This window comes from Paenibacillus odorifer (assembly GCF_000758725.1).
Lineage (GTDB): Bacteria > Bacillota > Bacilli > Paenibacillales > Paenibacillaceae > Paenibacillus_AQ > Paenibacillus_AQ odorifer.
In genome coordinates this window covers 2,564,516-2,581,628 of the sequence record NZ_CP009428.1, presented here as the reverse complement: position 1 = coordinate 2,581,628, position 17,113 = coordinate 2,564,516, and the positions used below count along the sequence as shown (strand labels likewise).

Genomic DNA, 17,113 nt, shown 5'->3' with positions numbered 1-17,113 from the left:
CCCAGAATACAGAGACTTTACAGGCTCAAAGATTAAAATTCAATTTCGTTAAACCCACTGAATTACTTGCTCTGCACCTTGACGCGTCTTACCACGTGGTTCATTCAGGCGATATCCGAAAGCTGCCATACAAGAGATTCCAAAATGCTCAGCGTCCATAATACCTTCTTCTGCCAATATCTGCTCAACCTTTGCTTTATCGAAACCTTCTATTGGGCAGGAGTCGATCCCAATTAACGCAGCTGATGTCAGCATATTCCCAAGTGCCAGATAAGTCTGCCGGCAGCTCCATTCGAACATCGCCCGCTCATTCGCCATCAGTCCGAAATCAACCTTCAAGAACTTATCAAAAACTTTACGTTTTCCTTCCATTACTTGCGGAGGCAACTCCTGCACATTCTCCATGATCCCTTTAATATAATCGGAGTCAGCAGCCATATCTTTAGGAAGACGTGAGAGAATAAGCACAAAATGGCTTGCAGTTGCCAATTGCTTTTGTGCTCCCCATGCATTAGGACGTAATTTCTCACGTACTTCCGGACTTTGCACTACCACAAAACGCCAAGGCTCGAATCCAAATGAACTTGGTGACAATCGTCCAGTTTCCAATATAAATTGAAAGTCCGATTCACTAATTTTTTTATGGCTATCGAATTCTTTAGTTGCATGTCTGAACTGATATGCAGACAGGATTTCATTCTTGTTTAACGATAAAGTATCCATGAGTAACACTCCCTTTACTTGATTAGAATCGACGGGCATTTGACTGTTTGCCGATCACATGCTTAATATTAGTGTATATATCACTTCTTTAAAAGTACGCACAATAATGTTATGTAGTATACAAAATGATACCATGGGAGTTGAACAGCTATGCGTGACCGAAAAGGTGGCTTCGGAAATTTCCCGGAAAGCAATAAAGAAGCTTGCCCTGTAGAATTCACACTGGACGTTATAGGAGGCAAATGGAAAGGAATTCTCATCTATCACTTGATTGATGGCACGAAACGTTTTAACGAATTCCGCCGGATCTGCCCGGGAATTACCCAACGTATGCTGACCCTGCAACTAAGAGAGTTGGAAGAGGATGGGGTTGTACACCGTGAGGTCTACCATCAGGTTCCCCCAAAAGTCGAATACTCTTTAACTGAATTCGGCAAGACACTGATTCCTATTATTAAACTCATGAAAGATTGGGGCGAGGTGTACAAAACAAAACAGCTTTCCGCAGAAAGCTGTCCTGAAAGTACAGATATAACGGTGTAGCTTAATGCTGCACCTTTTATTTTTCCCCATTAAAAAACGCTTCCGCCTTTTCCTTATGTTCGTTGGTTACCTGACCGGATATCGCTTTAATGCCTGCTGCGATAATCGCTGCATCATCTGTAAATCCAAGGCCTAGAATCGCATCGGGTATAGCATCTATAGGAGAAATAAAATAAGCCAATGCACCGAAAGCAATTCCTTTCGCCCATAAAGGTGTCTTAGCGTCGACGGCACAATAATACATCGCGATAGCATCTTTAGTAAATGGAATTTTGCCTGCAAACTTTTTAGTTTTCGTCCAAAAATTTTGCGTTACCATTTCCTCATTTTCTTTGCTATATGGAAATTCCTCTGCAGTGAGCTCCATGCTATTCTTGACCTTATCTTTCTTCATTGCCGGTTCCCTCCGAAAGGTTCATATGACGTACATACCTAAAGTATTCCCTCAATTGAGGTTTATATCTTTAAGATAAACTAAAGTCCGTATCCTGAACCTACTTACGATTAATCGATCGCTTTGATTTTCGTTAAATCGCTGCTGCATAACACTTCAAGATTATTAAAGATTCGCTCTGCATCCCAATCCCACCACTTCAGCGCTTCAAGATATTCGATCATTTCATCATCAAAACGTTGTCTAATCACTTTGCAGGGATTTCCTCCAGCTACACTATACGCCGGGATATCCTTTACAACTGTAGAATTGGCTGCGATAACTGCTCCGTTTCCAATATGCACACCTGGCATAATCGTAACATTTTGTCCAATCCAAACATCGTTTCCGATGACTGTATCACCTTTTAGCGGCAGATCTTTTAAATCCGGGACCGCCTGTTCCCAGCCATGTGCCATGATATTAAACGGATAGGTCGAAACCGAATTCATCCGGTGGTTGGCACCATTCATGACAAATTCAATGCCTTTGGCAATCGCGCAGAATTTTCCAATAATAAGCTTGTCGCCAATAAAATCATAATGATGAGTCACACGTTCCTCAAACTTCTCTGCACCGTTTATATCATCATAATAGGTATAATCGCCAACAATGATATTGTCTCTTGTAATCGCATTTTTTATATAGCAGATACTTTTAATTTGTTCATTGGGATAGAGCGTATTCGGGTTCGGTCCATATTGTTTCATAGTTTACGCCTCGCTCTCTTTTGGATAAAACATAGCAGAGATCAGAGCTGAATTCAAATCATGTACGATTCATAAACATAAAAAAGCGGCTACCTGCCGGTAACCGCCTATCTTTTATCTACTTATATTGTTAAAGTTCGTTCTACTTCACTTCTACTTCTACCTCTATCTTTTCGATAAAACCTCAGCCTCATACTGTTTCACTTCATTTAGCCAGCTTTCCCGGACCGGTACGCCATTCTTCGCACAATAATAATCCCAAATGGCTCCAAACGGATACGATTTAAATTCCTCGACCAAGGCAAGCCTTGAAGTGTAATCTCCATCCAGCTCAATTTGCTTCAATTGCTCGATTGGCTCCAGCATGGCACGAAGCAAAGCTTTTAATGTATTTCGTGTTCCGATCACCCAAGCAGCAACATGATTGATGCTTCCGTCAAAAAAATCTAATCCAATATGCGTTCTGTCCAGAAACTGGCCACGAACCAGTTCACGGGCAATCTCGAGCAGCTCATCGTCCATAGTTACCACATGATCACTATCCCAGCGTACTGGACGGCTAACATGCAGCAGCAATTGATCCCCAAACAGCAGCCAGGAAGACAGCTTATTCGAAATCGTCTCGGTTGGATGGAAATGCCCAGCATCGAAGCACACCGCCTTGCCCCGGCTTAGCGCATAACCCATATAGAATTCATGTGAGCCAACCACGTAACTTTCCGAACCAATACCAAACAGCTTACTTTCTACAGCATCAATGTTATATTGCTGATCGATTTCCTCGCTGAAGATTTCATCGAGTGACTGCTGAAGCCGTACCCTTGGTGACAAACGGTCGATCGGCGTATCTTTATAACCATCTGGAACCCAAAAATTAGTCACACAAGGCTGACCTAATGCCTGGCCAAAGGACTCGGCGATTCGACGTGAGGCCTTGCAATGAGCGATCCAGAAGTTGCGGATTTCAGGATCTGGGTGGCTCAGTGTGAAGCCATCGTTTGCTTTTTCATGAGAAAAACAGGTAGGATTGAAATCCAATCCGAGTCCCCGCTCTTTGGCCCAGCTCACCCATCGCTCAAAATGCTTAGGCTCTAAAGCATCGAGATCTACAGTCTCTTCTGTATCCGCATAAATAGCATGTAAATTTATTTTATGTTGGCCTGGGATGAGTGCAAGGGCCTGTTCCAAATCACGGCGCAGCTCCTCCGGATTCCCGGCCCTCCCCGGGTAACTTCCAGTGACTGCGATCCCGCCGCTCAGTTCTTTTTCCTTATTCAAAAATCCCTTCACATCATCACCTTGCCAACAATGCAAAGAAATCTTAATTTCCGCTAGCTGCTGCAACACCTTATCTACGTCGATCCCATGCTGTGCGTAAAGCTTTTTCGCTTCATTGTAGCTGTTCTGAATGCTCTGTAAGCTCTCTTTACTCTGCTCCATGATTGAGCCTCCTGATTTTTAGCTTAGTGTGTTTTAGGTGAGGCACTTTTGCCTCTCTTTGGCTCGCGTGCCTCTTAACTTAGCTACTAATTAACGGCCTGCAGCCGGGCGAACTGTGCCAAAGCCGCCTTTTTGGTCGTGGGGTCCATCCCCTTCGGTATATAAGATGTAACTTGGAATGAACGACTTATAATTTCTCTCGCCTCTTGAAGATCATTTACAGCACCCGTGCTGATCATCTGCACCACTAGATTGCCTAAAGCCGTAGATTCCGTTGGTCCGGCGTGAATTTCCATCTCCAGCAGATCTGCCGTAATCTGGCACAACAGACCGTTATTCGCACCTCCGCCAACGATATGCAGCCTCTCTAAGTTGTCACCCGTCAATTGCTGGAGATCCTGAATGTAGAAATAATAAGATAAAGCAAGACTATCAAATACACATCGAGCCATTTCCCCAGGCGTTTGAGGAACCAACTGTCCTGCTTCCACACAATAGCTGCGGATCTCGTCAATCATGCTCTGTGGATTCATGAATCGTTCATCATTGCAATAAATGATTGATCTAAAAGGGATTTCTTGTGCTGCCAGCTCTACCAGCTCGCCGAAGCTGTATTGTCCGCCGTACTCCTCACGAACCTTTTGAATCAACCACATGCCCATAATATTCTTAAGAAACCGGAATGAGCCGTAGGCTCCCCATTCATTCGTATAGTTGCGTAACATTGCCTCTGGACTTGTGATGGCTGAACCCCGTTCCACCCCGATGAGTGACCAAGTACCACTACTGAGAAATCCCCAGTTCTCGCTGTTTGCCGGAACCCCTAATACAGCTGATGCTGTATCATGAGAGGCTACTGCTATGAACTCGCAATCTGGAAGATCACCGCGAGCCGCCAAGTCCTCCGTCAACCTCCCAACGGGTTCCCCAGGTTCTGTTAAGGGAGGGAATTGCTCTTTTGAAAGACCAAGCACCGACAGAAGATCCTCATCGTAATCACGAGTGTGAAGATTCAGCATCCCAGAGGTGGAACCTATCGTCACTTCACTAATCTTGCGACCCGTAAGCCGATAATAAAGATAATCAGGGACCAGCAGGATGGAATGTGCTGCTTCCAGCTCCGCCTGATCATGCACAAACAGCTGATACAATGTATTAATCGGGAGATATTGTATCCCCACCTTTTCGTAAACGCTTTCAGTTGAGATATTGCGATGCAGCCTCTCTATCGCTCCATCCGTTCGGGAGTCACGATAAGAAAAAACCTCATGGATCCGCGCTCCCTCCTGATCGAGAAGTACATAATCGACACCCCAAGTATCGATGCCCACGGTGCAGCGCTCGATCCCTCTAGCCTTGGCCTGCTGTAAGCCCTTGACGATTTCAGCAACTAAATAATCTATATCCCAATATAGATTACCATTTTGTTCAGCGAATCCATTACTGAAGCGATGAATTTCTTCTATAAACAGGGTTCCTACCGGCTGCTGCAAGGTTCCGCAGACCACTCTCCCACTAGAGGCTCCGATATCAACAGCAATATGATTCTGAATTTGATTATGAGCTTGTGTATTCATCCCTATACAACACTCCTTATCTCCTATCAGCCTACTAGCAAAGCGAATACGATTCCTGGACCATGCACGCCTATCGTCAGATCATTCTCAATATCCGCTGAACGGCTAGGTCCGGAGATAAAATGAATGCCCGCCGGCAGCCCCGATGGCCCAGCTTCATCAAAATCAATAAGCACCTCACCGAGACGAGTCTTCAGCCGCTCCAATGGAACGATGGCAATTAATGCGGTAGGCAATAAGCTGACTGAACGGCCTTTATTCTCAGAGGACAGCACAGAAATGGAGCCTGTATAAGCAACGGCATAATCCGCAATCACAATTCCAATATCAGCCTCTGCCGCCCTAGCTTTCCATGCCTCCTGATCATCTGTATTCCAGACAGAGACCCGTGTATCTGTGAGTTCCTCCTCTAGTCGAAGTACTGCTAGCTCGGTGACATTTTGCCGGAGAATATACCGTGCGAGCATCTCATTGACTTTGCTGACGATGAAAGCCTTGGCTTCATCCATATCCTGCACACGAAATACATGACCACCGGCGCTTTGAAAATTCGCCGTAAATTGTTCAATCCTTTCCTCCGGACTCCACTGGAATTGCTGCCAGTACTGCGGTGCGCCGCGAAAAGGATGTGCAGGAGCTTCAGTAATTCTCGGCCGCTTCAGGCGGCGAGCGATATCATTCATGAATGCCTGCTGCTGTTCACGTGAATCCTGCTCCATACGTTCCAACCAGTTACTGTGCGTCTCTTCAGTCATGCCCGGCCCCTCCTTCCAGCTCTTCCCGCTTCCGCTTCGCTAGTAAATCTTCCATTCGCTTCTGTATCACAGGGTCCATTTCGCGACTGTTCTTATCTAGCTCCTGTTGCAGCCCCTTCCAGCTCTCACGGAAGGATTGATCTGCCAGCTTCGGGGCGATCCGATAATTGTTCCAACCTTTCAGCGGGCCCAGTTTCGACGGAATTCCTCCGTCTCGTACGAGCAGCTTTTGCCCGATTCTACCTACCTTCATCACATTACTAAATCGCTGTGACTTCGCCATGATCGCCCCAAAACCCTTCATGCCGAGACCTTCTGCCTTATCCCCATAACCACGTTCTACCTTACGCCGCCGTAAATAGATGAGCATATCATGCAGAGGGATTTTGACCGGACAGGCTTCATAACATGCTCCGCACAGGCTAGAGGCTGAGGCGATGTCATCCCATTGATCTACATTTTTATTCAACGCCGGAGTCAACACCGCTCCTATAGGTCCGCTATACGTTCCTCCATATGCATGACCGCCAATATGACGGTAGACAGGACAAGCATTCAGACAAGCTCCACAGCGGATGCAGTTCAGCAGCTCCTGAAACTCAGGATCGCCTAGCTGCTCAGATCGACCATTATCAAGAATAATAATATGTTGCTCTTCCGGCCCATCACCGTCATTATCCCTGCGGGGACCAGAAATACCCGACATATATACCGTTAACTTCTGCCCTGTTGCCGAACGAGGCAATAATGTAGCCATCACTTCAAGATCACTCCACGAAGGAATAATCCGCTCCATCCCCATCAGGGTAATTTGCGTTTTCGGTAAAGTGGTGACCATACGAGCGTTACCTTCATTCTCGAACAGCACCATCGAACCCGTCTCTGCAATAGCAAAGTTACAGCCAGTCATTCCGATATCCGCATCAAGGAACTTCTCTCTCAGCTTACGCCTTACAAATCCAGCAAGGATAGTAGTTTCGGGCAAAAGCTCCTCTCCTGCCTCTTTGGACAACAGCTCGGCAATCTGGTAGCGGTTCTTATGAATCGCCGGAATAATGATATGTGACGGGGTTTCCCCGGCAAGCTGGATAATATACTCCCCCAGATCCGTCTCTATGGTCTCCACACCAATGGATTCCAGCGCCTTATTTAAATGCAGCTCCTCTGTAACCATTGATTTGGATTTGACCACAGAAGCTGCCTGTTTTCGCTGCGCGATTTCAAGGGCAATCTTCACAGCCTCTTCACCCGTTGCTGCAAAATGAATATGTGTGCCGTTTACTCTTGCCTTGTCTGCAAAAAGATTCAGATAGTAATCAAGATGGGCGATCGTGTGTAGACGGATTTGCCGCCCACGTTCACGCCACTCTTCCCAGTGGCCATGATCGTTAGCCGCTTTCTGTTTTCCATCACGCAGTCTCTCCGTGGTAAAACGAACAGCCTTGCGTAAAAAGTCATTATTCAGCGCCAAGTCTGCACGTTCTTTTACCGTAGCTGGCTTTCCATTCTCTGAACCCGCCGTAGGATTGGTGGTGGCTTGGCTCATTTATCAGTCACCCCCTCATACAGCAGTTCTGCTAAATGCATAACTCGAACGGGTTCGCGGCGGTAACGCAGATTCCCGGCAATATTCATCAGACAACCCATATCCAGACCCGTTAGGATTTCTGCTTCCGTCTCCAGCACATGATCTGATTTCTCAGTGACCATTGCCCCGGAGATATCAGACATTTTCACGGCAAAGGTTCCACCAAACCCACAGCAGTCCTCAGCAAAAGGCAGTGGCACCAGCTCCATCGCCTTCACATTTTGCATAAGCTGCATAGGTTCGTCGCGAATCCCTAGAATCCTTGTGCCATGACAGGAAGGATGATAGGTAACCTTATGCGGAAAGACTGCTCCTAGATCAGTTACGCCAAGTACCTGCACCATAAACTGGCTAAATTCATAGGATTTGCGTTGCAAATTCTGCGCCTTGACCAGATTAACCGGATCATCCTGAAACAGCTTAGGGTAATGATGAAGCATCCCCGTACAGGATCCGGAAGGTGCAATGACAAAATCACTGTCATCAAAAGCCTGTAGAATCGTAAGTGCAGCTTGCCGCGCTTCATTCCAATATCCACTGTTGTACGCAGGCTGTCCGCAGCAAGTCTGCACCTCCGGGAACTCCAGCTGTACGCCATACCTGGCTAGCAGACGAGCCATGGCTTCCCCGACCTTCGGGAACACGGCATCGCTGACGCAAGTTATAAACATCGATACCTTCATGCCTTCACCTCCTGCACAACTATTTACTACACTGTCGTTATTGCGATGTTCAGCTTCTGCAACTGCTTCATTTGTTCTTCAACAGGGCTGTAATCCGTTATTAGGACATCCACATCACTAGGTGCCGCAAAATGTGTGAACGCTTGTATTCCAAATTTACTGGAATCACATAATAAGATCACTTGCTCCGCTATAGAAATCATCTTTCGTTTCACCATAGCTTGCAGCTCATTTGATTCACTAGCGCCACGTTCGAGATGAAATCCTTTGCAGGAAAAAAACATCTTATCCACGTGATACAATTCAAGCGAACGTTCTGCTAAATGACCAACATAGGACATTGATCTGCGGCTCAGCTGTCCGCCTGTAGAAAAGACCTCGATCCGCTCCTTCCCGCTTAACTCTGCTGCCACTCTAGTAGAATTGGTCAACACAGTAAGCGGCATATCCGGCAAATGCGAAGCCATATACCAAGCCGTTGTACTGGCATCCAGCAGAATTCGATCGCCCGGCTTAATCATCATTACCGCCTCACGGGCAATCCGCTGTTTCTCCGCTGCATTCATGATTTCTCGTTCGGCATAAGGGGTCTCCGGTTGCCGGTCACGCAGGCTAACTGCTCCGCCATGCGAACGCAGCAACCGCCCCGCTTTTTCCAATCGATCCAGATCGCGGCGAATGGTTTCTTCCGTCACTTGGCATAATGTACTCAATTCTGAGACACGGATGCTGCCGCGTTCATTCACTAGTTCTACGATTCGTTCATATCTGTCTGCAATCAGCATGATTTTCCTCCGTTATCCCTATCTATATTCAAGCTACCTCTTATCTAGTAAAAGCTGCTGGCACTCCACCGTCGATTGTCAGCATACAACCCGTAGTTTTCTCTGACTTGGAAGAAGCAAAAAAAGCAACGCCTTCGGCAATATCACGCGGATAAATATTAACTAGCAGCGTCGTGCGTTTACGGTAATGCTCCTCTAATTGATCCGGCTCAATCCCGTAAGCAGCCGCCCGTTCATTACGCCAGTTCGAATTCCAGATGGCTGATCCCTGTAAAATTGCATCGGGCAGAATCGTATTGGCACGGATGCCAAACTCTCCGCCTTCAGCTGCTATACAGCGGGCCAGATGGGCTTCGAGCGCCTTGGCAGAACTGTAAGCCGAGACGCTTTTTCCTGCAAAAATAGAATTTTTGGAGCCGATGAACACCATGCTGCCACCGATTTTTTGCTCCTTCATCACCTTAAAAGCTTCGCGCGCAACGAGGAAATATCCTGTGCCCAGTACAGAAATATTCAAGTTCCACTCTTTTAATGAAGTCTCATCAAACGGACTGGAGGTTGCAAGCCCAGCATTATTAACGATAATGTCGACCCCGCCATAAAAAAGTGCTGTCTCCGCATATGCTGCGGTTACCTGCTCTTCCTGAGTTACGTCCATTTTAACGGCGAATGCACGATTTTCACCATACTTAGCGTTAATCTCTTCTGCTACTTTTTGTGCACCCTCCAGATTGAGGTCTGCCAATACAACATGCGCTCCTTCTGATACTAAACGACGAGCCGTCTCACTCCCAATTCCCCCGGCACCACCTGTAATAAAGGCAACTTTACGGGAGAACTCCGCTTCTGCCGGAGCCAGTGATAATTTATATAATTCCAAGGGCCAATATTCCACATTGTACGATTCATTCTCACTAAGAGAGACGAAATCTCCCAGTGCAGTAGCTCCGCGCATAACAGCAATCGCCCGGTGATACAAGGCTCCGCTGATCTTAGCATTGCTCCAGCTTTTACCTGTGTTGATCATGCCCACGCCAGGAATCAGGATCACACGTGGCGCAGCCTCGAACATTACATCGCCCTCATGTTTATTACGGTCGAAGTATGCTTTGTACTGCTCCTTATAAGCGCTAATCGCTTCGCTCAGCTTCGCCTTCAAGCCATCGATATCATTGGTGTTTGGCTCCCACGCAACAAAAAGCGGCTTCATTTTGGTATGTACCAAATGATCCGGACAAGCTGCGCCTACATCAGATAACTTCTCCGAGTCAGCCCCTCCTACGAAACGCAGCACATCCTCCGCATCATCGAAGGTCAAAATCATTTTACGCTCATCGCTAACTGCGCCTCTGATCAGTGGCATCACTGCGGCCGCTACAGCCCGTCGCTCTGCTTCTGGAAGTGCTTCTGATTTGCGGCCGCCAAATAGGTTCTGGTCTTCAATTCTTTCTTCAATATAACTTTCCGCTTCGTTAATTATGGAGATTGTTTTGTCATAACAAGATTCAGGTGTATCCCCCCAAGTCACGAGACCGTGTTTCTCCATCAGCACTAATTCAGCTTTCGGGTTTGCGAGCACACCTTCGGCAATCATTTTGGATAAAGTGAAGCCTGGACGGATGTAAGGCACCCATACGAAACGATCCCCATAAATCTCACGGGCAATTTCCTTACCGTTATGCGCACAGCATAAGCTGATAATGGCATCTGGATGCGTATGATCCACATGTTTGAAAGGTAAAAACGCATGCAGCAACGTCTCGATGGAAGCACGCGGATGTTTAGGGTCAATCATACAATTTGCGAGATAAGCTACCATCTCTTCATCTGGCATTTCATCACGTTCAAATAACGGGGCAATATCCTGAAGCCTTAGTCCGGTAAAATTGCCTGCTTTCATTGTAGCAAGGTCAGAACCACTGCCCTTCACCCACATTACTTCTACCTCACGCCCGCGAAAATCCAATTCTATCGTTTTGCTGGAGGTATTCCCTCCGCCAAAGTTACAGACTCTGCGATCTTCGCCCAGCAGATTAGAGCGGAACACTAAAGCATCCAATCCCCCGTTTAATTTCGTTGCCCGAGATGAATCCCGTAAGTTTTGTACCATTTGTGAATACCTCCGTTTTTGAATGTTTGTTTTTTTGTTTATTTTTGTTTGTTTTGATTTTAAACTATTTGTTTGTGTTTGAATAGAGCGCTTTCAACGAAATTTTAAATTATTTTCACATTTTAGACGAATCTACATTGGATGAACTACAAAAACCTCGTGAATAACAAAAAAAAGCTGCCTCTTGGCAACTCCTCCACTATTTTTTAAACCAGCTTAAAGGGTGATCCAGTAGTTACATTTTTCATCCTTAATGCCATGTAGTTTTCCTTTGTTCGCTTCAATAACCTTTCTCGAAGATATATTGTCCGGCTCACAAGTCAGCATGACCTTATCAATCCCCATGTCCGCAGCTTTTTTTAACAGCTCTGCCAAAAAAATCGTACCATAACCTCTTCCTCTCTCACTGGGTCTGATACTATAGCCAATGTGTCCACCTGACTTCCTCAATTGATCATTTAAGGAATGTCTTAATTTTCCGACACCAACGGGATAGGAGTCAATCAGTAGCCAGTAGTTGGTCTGTGCTACATACTGTGGTGGAAGATTATCACCTTGTGAAAGTGCTATCCTCTCCCGGATGAAATCAGGAAATTGACTGTAAGCCAGATCAAATCCATTGTTGACGAATCCATTCTCCCCCGGACCTATCTCCACAATCATCTCAAAAATATCGCGTCCATCTGAAATGCTAGCTTCCTTTAGCTCAACAAGCATAATAATCCCCCCCTAGAACGTTATTAATAACTTCCCTATCAAAAATTTACCGCAAAAAAGACCGGCATGCATTATTTAATTGCACAATCTACAACTAAAATGTACTTCAATGCTCACGCCTAATGTATTAAGTGTACTTTGTGCAATTAAATTCGCCCAATTTAGCTAAATCAGCTAATTACGAGAGATATAGTTGTACAAAGTACATCTATATCACCGAAGTGAGAGTAAAGTAGCAATTTAGTTGTATGAAATACACTTATCTGGCTCCTTGTGACTACTAGGTGATCAAGCAACAGGTATCTAAACTAATCTATCTAATCTAATCTAATCTATCTAATCTATCTAATCTATCTAATCTAATCACCATCTACTCACCCTCTAATCACCTTCTGCTCCCCCACTTTTCACAGGAATGTTTCTATTTCTCGCCCCTCCTTCCGCACTCTCGTAGTATACTTATTGGAATAAGATACAGATGTTGTATTTTTCACTAAGGAGGTTTGTGATGGTGAATAGCTTTAAGAATGCCAAGGCGCAAGAACAAGTGTGGCAGTCCTACCAACAGCTAGTTGATCAGTGGCCTGTTCCTCTTGAAGAACTCGATCTCCCAACCACATATGGGCTGACGCATTGTATCCTTACCGGGCAAAAGAGTAATCCCCCCTTATTTCTATTTCATGGCGTTGGTGATAACTCGGCGGTCATGTGGCTCCTTAACATCGAGGAATTATCGCGGCATTTTTACTGCATCGCTATTGATACTCTGGGCGGACCCGGAAAAAGCATTCCTAATGCGTACTTTAATAAACAAAAGTTTGAGCAGGTGGAATGGATTAATGAAATAGCCAAACATCTGAGCATTGACATCTTTAATATTGCAGGGGTGTCAAATGGCGCCTATATTGCTTTTAATTATGCGACCAAGCAACCGGACAAAGTGAACCGTGTGATTTGTTTGGAAGGCGGAATGGTCACCACACCAATCAAAGCCATGCTGCAAACGCTAATGATGATGTTCCCAGAGATTCTGGTTCCCACGGATCGCAATTTACTGAAAGTGCTGAAGAAGTTAAGTGCGCCTGACTCCCCTTTATTTGACAATCACCCAGAAGTAGCTGCTCATCTAATCCTTTTAATGCGCACTCATAATCAACAAGCTATGTTTGTTCATAAGCTTCAAAAATACGATAGAAACGCCGCAGTTGCCGTCAGAGATAAGCTCTATTTTTTAGTAGGAGAACACGCATTAAAACAATCAAAGGATTTCATAGATATTTTAGAGGACGGAAAGTTTCATTACCAAGTCATCCCCCGTGCGGGACACGGCATTAATCATGAGCAACCGGATAGAGTCAACACTGAAATCATCAATTTCCTGACCGGCGATAATGATACATCACTTGCATCCTTATGAAAGCGTTACTATTATGAAGGTTATTACTCATACTTACTCTATTAAAGGAGAGGTTACCCATCAGATACGGAACTCTAGCCCACACATTTGGCTGCCTGCCGCTCAAGTCGTTAACTGCAACCCTTCAGAATTATGATATCGATTTTGTTCAGCTTGCATTATCCAAAGCCATTCAGGACATCGACACTTCTACCGGTAAACTAAGTCCAGGTCTTGCCAGCTATATTGGCGAACAATTTGATAAAGCAGGAATACGCATCGGTGTTTTGGGCTGTTACATCAACCCTGTTCATCCGGATCCTGTCATCCGGAGAGCTGAGATCAATCGTTTTAAAGAGCATCTTCGTTATGCCCGCCAATTCGGCGCACCTATGGTGGCAACAGAGACCGGTGCGCTGACTACTTTTCAAGCACAAGATCCGGTCCATTACGAAGCTATCGGCTGGGATACGTTAAGGGCAACTATAGAAGAACTTGCAGAGGAAGCTGAAAAATGGGGCGTTTTTCTAGGACTAGAGGGGGTCTGCACACATACACTTTCTACACCAGACAAGATGCGCCGCATCTTAGATGAAGTCCCATCAAGCTGTATAGGTGTTGTATTGGACCCTTGTAATTTTATTAGCACGGCTGCGCATTTGCAGGATCAAATTGTCGATGATTCCTTCAGATTATTCGGCGACCGTATCATTCTGGCGCATTTAAAAGATATCTATCAAGATGGTGAAAAAGCATACCACGGCAAAGCAGGCAGCGGATTATTCCATACCGAAGCTTTCCTGCGCAAACTCCAAGAATATAAGCCAATGATCGATGTGTCATTAGAAGATATCAAGGATCTGGAGGTTAATGATACCGTTGCTTTACTGAAGAAGCTTGCTCCTATAACACAATAAAAACCCACTTCTGAGGATAGGTGTTAGCAGCAGCTGCGCATCTATCCCAGCTTTATCTATGCTCAAAAATAGTGTTTCCAGTTATTGAGCAGATGATCATCCTCTGCCTGCAGCAATTTGGAGGCATATACGATTTGACCTGTATGATAGGAATAATGTTCTACCGCTCCGATCATAATCTTTTGAATACTCCAAGTATAATTCTCCATTCCAGCCCCCTCAGGGAAACTAATGGTGACCTCCCGTTCTAGATCAGCCTTCGTCAAATTGCCCACCACCGCACGGCTTTCTTCCCTGACCTTCAGCATATACTGCAATAATTCCTGTGATGAATAACCGCCTCTGGTCAAAAATTTGCTCCACATACCCCAAGGATTGATCGAGCCTTCTCATACATTCGATAATGATTTCACTCATACTAATCCCTCTTCCTTCTACTTTTGTTTGTAAACTTGTTAAATGGTACTTTTCTATAGGAGCTGAATAAAATAAGAAACATAACGATTGAATCATATTGTTTCACTATTACAGCTCTAACTTGGAAGGGACGGGATTATCAATGAGATTCACATTCCCTATTCTGACCTTATCTCATGGCGGAGCACAACGTATGCTGGTAGAGCTCACCAATGGGCTGACAGATTTGGGCCATCAGGTCAACCTCCTCTTGCCTGTGGATGGCGCTATTTCTTATGATGTGCGCGCAAACGTAATCCGCTCCTCACATATGAATATTCACGAGCATGACTTTCCTCCCGGAGACGTCATTGTTTCTAATTATTATACAACTGTCCCCATCGCCCAAGCAGCAAGCAAACAAGGAAAAGGGGTTCATGTACGTTTATCTTTATGTTATGAGCCTCCTTTTTTACCGGATAACGGACGCTCCTTCCCCTCCTATCACATCACTGAGCATCTAATCGTTTTATCACGTTGGCAGCAGGAGCTGATCTTTTTAAATCATGGCATCACCGGCAGTATCGTGCCCATTGGCATTAGCTCCTCTTTTAAAAATATGAATATCCGTCACAGTCTTCAAGAGCCTTTAAACATAACAGCTATATTAAGAAAAACAGAACGCGGTTTCTCCTGGCACCGCGAGCAAGATTACCTTATAGAACAGCTGGATTACGTAAAAAGCCAATATCCCGATGTAAATATTAACTTCATCAGTCCGCCTGACGAGTTCAACACCTCAGAAATTCTCCAAAGAATGAAAGCTACTGGCAAATATCGGTTCTTTACGCCAGCAAATGATGAGGAGCTCTGCTATCACTATAACGGTGCGGATATTTTTGTTAGCTCAAGTATTTTTGATACAGGTTCTTTACCGGGACTTGAGGCCATGCGTTGTGGAGCAGCGTTAGTCTGTGTATATTCGGGTGGGAATATGGAATACGCCCATCACAAGAAAAACTGTTTGCTCTCTTATCGATATGAGAACCGGCTCGGTGAAGATGTCATCCGCTTAATACGTGATCCCAACTTAAGAACTAAATTAGCGGAGCAGGGGGAAAGATATTCGCGCAAATGGACTTGGGAAAATAGTGTCAGATTATTTGAACAAGCGATCACAGATTTATTATAAAAATATAAAAAAGCAAGTCTCCAATGGCTGAGATTTGCTTTTTTATTGATCCAAAAGAATCATTGACTAGAGAAATAATACAAGATATTATGTAAGCGTTATCAATTGCAAAATAATGAAACACTTTAGGGAAATCTAAACTAAAAGGAGAAGGAATATGGCGAAAAAAGGTAGGCAAGGTTATCGGTTGTTATTGTTGTCTTTTTTAATGCTTTTTACAACTGTTTTCTCAGGAGGATCGCAAGCTTATGCAGCAACCTGGAATCTGACTGGAGATACCAACGTACACGACCCTTCATATATCAAAGAGGGGAACACACATTGGGTATTCAGCACGGGATCAGGTCTCCAAGTGATGTTCTCAAACGATGGAACTAACTATATTCGCTCCCTCCCGATTTATACCTCGAAACCCTCCTGGTGGAGCTCTTACGTTCCCAATCAAGAAGGGCTAGATGTATGGGCCCCAGAAATTTTCTACTATAACGGTACCTATTACCTCTATTATTCTATCTCTACATTCGGCTCAAGAGTGTCTGCTATTGGTTTAGTAACTACTAAATCGATCTCCGGGGGAAAATGGACGGACCAAGGTGTCGTTATCTCGTCTAATGACGCCTCCAATTATAACGCCATTGATCCTAACATTACGGCAGATGCTAACGGAAACCTATGGATGACCTTCGGTTCCTGGAGCAACGGGATTTACATTACCTCCATCAACAAAACAACCATGAAGCCAACGGGCAACTCGTATCGCATTGCCACTAAATCCGGGGGGATTGAAGGCTCCAGTATGGTTTACAATCCAAATACCGGATATTATTATCTATTCGTATCCATTGGCCAATGCTGCTCAGGCGTAAACAGCACCTATAAAATTGCAGTGGGACGCTCAACCAGCGTACTGGGGCCTTTCTATGCGAAGGACGGTACCGATATGAAAAATGGCGGTGCTACGGTCATCGATAGCGGCAACAGTTTTTGGGCGGGTCCTGGTGGACAGGATATATACGGAACCAACGTTATCGTCCGCCATGCTTACAGTGTCGCTGAGAATGGCGCACCCAAATTGTTAATCAGTGATCTCGAATGGGATTCTGCTGGCTGGCCTTACTATAATTAACGTCTAATCGAGGAGTTGCCCC

At 45.1% G+C, this 17,113-nt stretch carries 17 protein-coding genes; 5 read left to right on the top strand and 12 right to left on the bottom strand.

Annotated elements, in window-relative coordinates:
* Window positions 1–48: 48 nt before the first annotated feature.
* The gene (locus PODO_RS10870) at window positions 49–723 is read right to left on the bottom strand and encodes an NAD(P)H-dependent oxidoreductase (RefSeq protein WP_036689777.1); all 675 of its coding nucleotides are present in this window, start codon (window positions 721–723) and stop codon (window positions 49–51) included.
* A 150-nt stretch (window positions 724–873) separates the two neighbouring features.
* On the opposite strand from PODO_RS10870, the gene PODO_RS10865 reads away from it, so the two are divergent.
* Window positions 874–1,266: a winged helix-turn-helix transcriptional regulator gene (locus PODO_RS10865; protein WP_036689775.1), complete on the top strand. Its 393-nt coding sequence runs from the start codon at window positions 874–876 to the stop codon at window positions 1,264–1,266.
* 16 nt (window positions 1,267–1,282) lie between these two features.
* Here PODO_RS10865 and PODO_RS10860 read toward each other — a convergent pair whose 3' ends face one another.
* From PODO_RS10860 to PODO_RS10815, 10 genes are all read right to left on the bottom strand, one after another.
* Window positions 1,283–1,660: a YkvA family protein gene (locus PODO_RS10860; protein WP_080742463.1), complete on the bottom strand. Its 378-nt coding sequence runs from the start codon at window positions 1,658–1,660 to the stop codon at window positions 1,283–1,285.
* 110 nt (window positions 1,661–1,770) lie between these two features.
* Window positions 1,771–2,409 carry a Vat family streptogramin A O-acetyltransferase gene (locus PODO_RS10855; protein ID WP_038570025.1) on the bottom strand — a complete coding sequence of 213 codons (639 nt, stop codon included), beginning with the start codon at window positions 2,407–2,409 and terminating at the stop codon, window positions 1,771–1,773.
* A gap of 165 nt (window positions 2,410–2,574) precedes the next feature.
* The gene (rhaA, locus tag PODO_RS10850; RefSeq protein ID WP_038570023.1) at window positions 2,575–3,849 is read right to left on the bottom strand and encodes an L-rhamnose isomerase; all 1,275 of its coding nucleotides are present in this window, start codon (window positions 3,847–3,849) and stop codon (window positions 2,575–2,577) included.
* An 86-nt stretch (window positions 3,850–3,935) separates the two neighbouring features.
* Entirely contained in the window at window positions 3,936–5,426 is a 1,491-nt protein-coding gene (gene rhaB, locus PODO_RS10845; RefSeq protein ID WP_244886463.1) for a rhamnulokinase, read from the bottom strand.
* 26 nt (window positions 5,427–5,452) lie between these two features.
* On the bottom strand, window positions 5,453–6,181 hold the full coding sequence (locus tag PODO_RS10840) for a LutC/YkgG family protein (protein ID WP_038570021.1): 729 nt from the start codon (window positions 6,179–6,181) through the stop codon (window positions 5,453–5,455).
* A complete protein-coding gene (locus PODO_RS10835) occupies window positions 6,174–7,727 on the bottom strand; it encodes a LutB/LldF family L-lactate oxidation iron-sulfur protein (protein WP_038570019.1) in 1,554 nt (517 codons plus the stop codon). The genes PODO_RS10840 and PODO_RS10835 overlap by 8 nt, the downstream gene beginning before the upstream one ends.
* Window positions 7,724–8,452: a (Fe-S)-binding protein gene (locus PODO_RS10830; protein ID WP_036689769.1), complete on the bottom strand. Its 729-nt coding sequence runs from the start codon at window positions 8,450–8,452 to the stop codon at window positions 7,724–7,726. Before PODO_RS10830 ends, PODO_RS10835 begins: the two co-directional genes overlap by 4 nt.
* A 26-nt stretch (window positions 8,453–8,478) precedes the next feature.
* Window positions 8,479–9,237 carry a DeoR/GlpR family DNA-binding transcription regulator gene (locus PODO_RS10825; RefSeq protein WP_036689767.1) on the bottom strand — a complete coding sequence of 253 codons (759 nt, stop codon included), beginning with the start codon at window positions 9,235–9,237 and terminating at the stop codon, window positions 8,479–8,481.
* A gap of 40 nt (window positions 9,238–9,277) precedes the next feature.
* Complete coding sequence (locus PODO_RS10820; RefSeq protein WP_038570017.1) at window positions 9,278–11,347, bottom strand: bifunctional rhamnulose-1-phosphate aldolase/short-chain dehydrogenase; 2,070 nt, start codon at window positions 11,345–11,347, stop codon at window positions 9,278–9,280.
* A gap of 216 nt (window positions 11,348–11,563) precedes the next feature.
* Entirely contained in the window at window positions 11,564–12,064 is a 501-nt protein-coding gene (locus PODO_RS10815; RefSeq protein ID WP_038570015.1) for a GNAT family N-acetyltransferase, read from the bottom strand.
* Window positions 12,065–12,572: 508 nt separating this feature from the next.
* On the opposite strand from PODO_RS10815, the gene PODO_RS10810 reads away from it, so the two are divergent.
* Both PODO_RS10810 and PODO_RS10805 read left to right on the top strand, forming a co-directional pair.
* Window positions 12,573–13,481 carry an alpha/beta fold hydrolase gene (locus PODO_RS10810; RefSeq protein ID WP_052096955.1) on the top strand — a complete coding sequence of 303 codons (909 nt, stop codon included), beginning with the start codon at window positions 12,573–12,575 and terminating at the stop codon, window positions 13,479–13,481.
* 29 nt (window positions 13,482–13,510) lie between these two features.
* Window positions 13,511–14,377 (top strand): sugar phosphate isomerase/epimerase family protein, encoded by an 867-nt coding sequence (locus PODO_RS10805; protein ID WP_341122452.1) that lies wholly within the window; start codon window positions 13,511–13,513, stop codon window positions 14,375–14,377.
* Between the two features lie 62 nt (window positions 14,378–14,439).
* On the opposite strand, the gene PODO_RS10800 is transcribed toward PODO_RS10805, so the two are convergent.
* Window positions 14,440–14,742 (bottom strand): DinB family protein, encoded by a 303-nt coding sequence (locus tag PODO_RS10800; protein WP_036689761.1) that lies wholly within the window; start codon window positions 14,740–14,742, stop codon window positions 14,440–14,442.
* Between the two features lie 194 nt (window positions 14,743–14,936).
* Between PODO_RS10800 and PODO_RS10795 the strand changes: the two genes are divergently transcribed.
* Together PODO_RS10795 and PODO_RS10790 are read left to right on the top strand one after the other, a co-directional pair.
* Window positions 14,937–15,965, top strand: coding sequence for a glycosyltransferase family 4 protein (locus PODO_RS10795; protein ID WP_036689759.1), 1,029 nt, complete (start codon window positions 14,937–14,939; stop codon window positions 15,963–15,965).
* Window positions 15,966–16,122: 157 nt separating this feature from the next.
* The gene (locus PODO_RS10790; RefSeq protein ID WP_036689758.1) at window positions 16,123–17,091 is read left to right on the top strand and encodes a glycoside hydrolase family 43 protein; all 969 of its coding nucleotides are present in this window, start codon (window positions 16,123–16,125) and stop codon (window positions 17,089–17,091) included.
* Window positions 17,092–17,113 lie beyond the last annotated feature (22 nt).

What these genes read in the sequence shown, in the direction of transcription:
- PODO_RS10870 (WP_036689777.1), bottom strand. Translation starts at nt 723, where the DNA reads ATGGATACTTTATCGTTAAACAAGAATGAAATCCTGTCTGCATATCAG.
- PODO_RS10865 (WP_036689775.1), top strand. Translation starts at nt 874, where the DNA reads ATGCGTGACCGAAAAGGTGGCTTCGGAAATTTCCCGGAAAGCAATAAA.
- PODO_RS10860 (WP_080742463.1), bottom strand. Translation starts at nt 1,660, where the DNA reads ATGAAGAAAGATAAGGTCAAGAATAGCATGGAGCTCACTGCAGAGGAA.
- PODO_RS10855 (WP_038570025.1), bottom strand. Translation starts at nt 2,409, where the DNA reads ATGAAACAATATGGACCGAACCCGAATACGCTCTATCCCAATGAACAA.
- rhaA (WP_038570023.1), bottom strand. Translation starts at nt 3,849, where the DNA reads ATGGAGCAGAGTAAAGAGAGCTTACAGAGCATTCAGAACAGCTACAAT.
- rhaB (WP_244886463.1), bottom strand. Translation starts at nt 5,426, where the DNA reads ATGAATACACAAGCTCATAATCAAATTCAGAATCATATTGCTGTTGAT.
- PODO_RS10840 (WP_038570021.1), bottom strand. Translation starts at nt 6,181, where the DNA reads ATGACTGAAGAGACGCACAGTAACTGGTTGGAACGTATGGAGCAGGAT.
- PODO_RS10835 (WP_038570019.1), bottom strand. Translation starts at nt 7,727, where the DNA reads ATGAGCCAAGCCACCACCAATCCTACGGCGGGTTCAGAGAATGGAAAG.
- PODO_RS10830 (WP_036689769.1), bottom strand. Translation starts at nt 8,452, where the DNA reads ATGAAGGTATCGATGTTTATAACTTGCGTCAGCGATGCCGTGTTCCCG.
- PODO_RS10825 (WP_036689767.1), bottom strand. Translation starts at nt 9,237, where the DNA reads ATGCTGATTGCAGACAGATATGAACGAATCGTAGAACTAGTGAATGAA.
- PODO_RS10820 (WP_038570017.1), bottom strand. Translation starts at nt 11,347, where the DNA reads ATGGTACAAAACTTACGGGATTCATCTCGGGCAACGAAATTAAACGGG.
- PODO_RS10815 (WP_038570015.1), bottom strand. Translation starts at nt 12,064, where the DNA reads ATGCTTGTTGAGCTAAAGGAAGCTAGCATTTCAGATGGACGCGATATT.
- PODO_RS10810 (WP_052096955.1), top strand. Translation starts at nt 12,573, where the DNA reads ATGGTGAATAGCTTTAAGAATGCCAAGGCGCAAGAACAAGTGTGGCAG.
- PODO_RS10800 (WP_036689761.1), bottom strand. Translation starts at nt 14,742, where the DNA reads ATGTGGAGCAAATTTTTGACCAGAGGCGGTTATTCATCACAGGAATTA.
- PODO_RS10795 (WP_036689759.1), top strand. Translation starts at nt 14,937, where the DNA reads ATGAGATTCACATTCCCTATTCTGACCTTATCTCATGGCGGAGCACAA.
- PODO_RS10790 (WP_036689758.1), top strand. Translation starts at nt 16,123, where the DNA reads ATGGCGAAAAAAGGTAGGCAAGGTTATCGGTTGTTATTGTTGTCTTTT.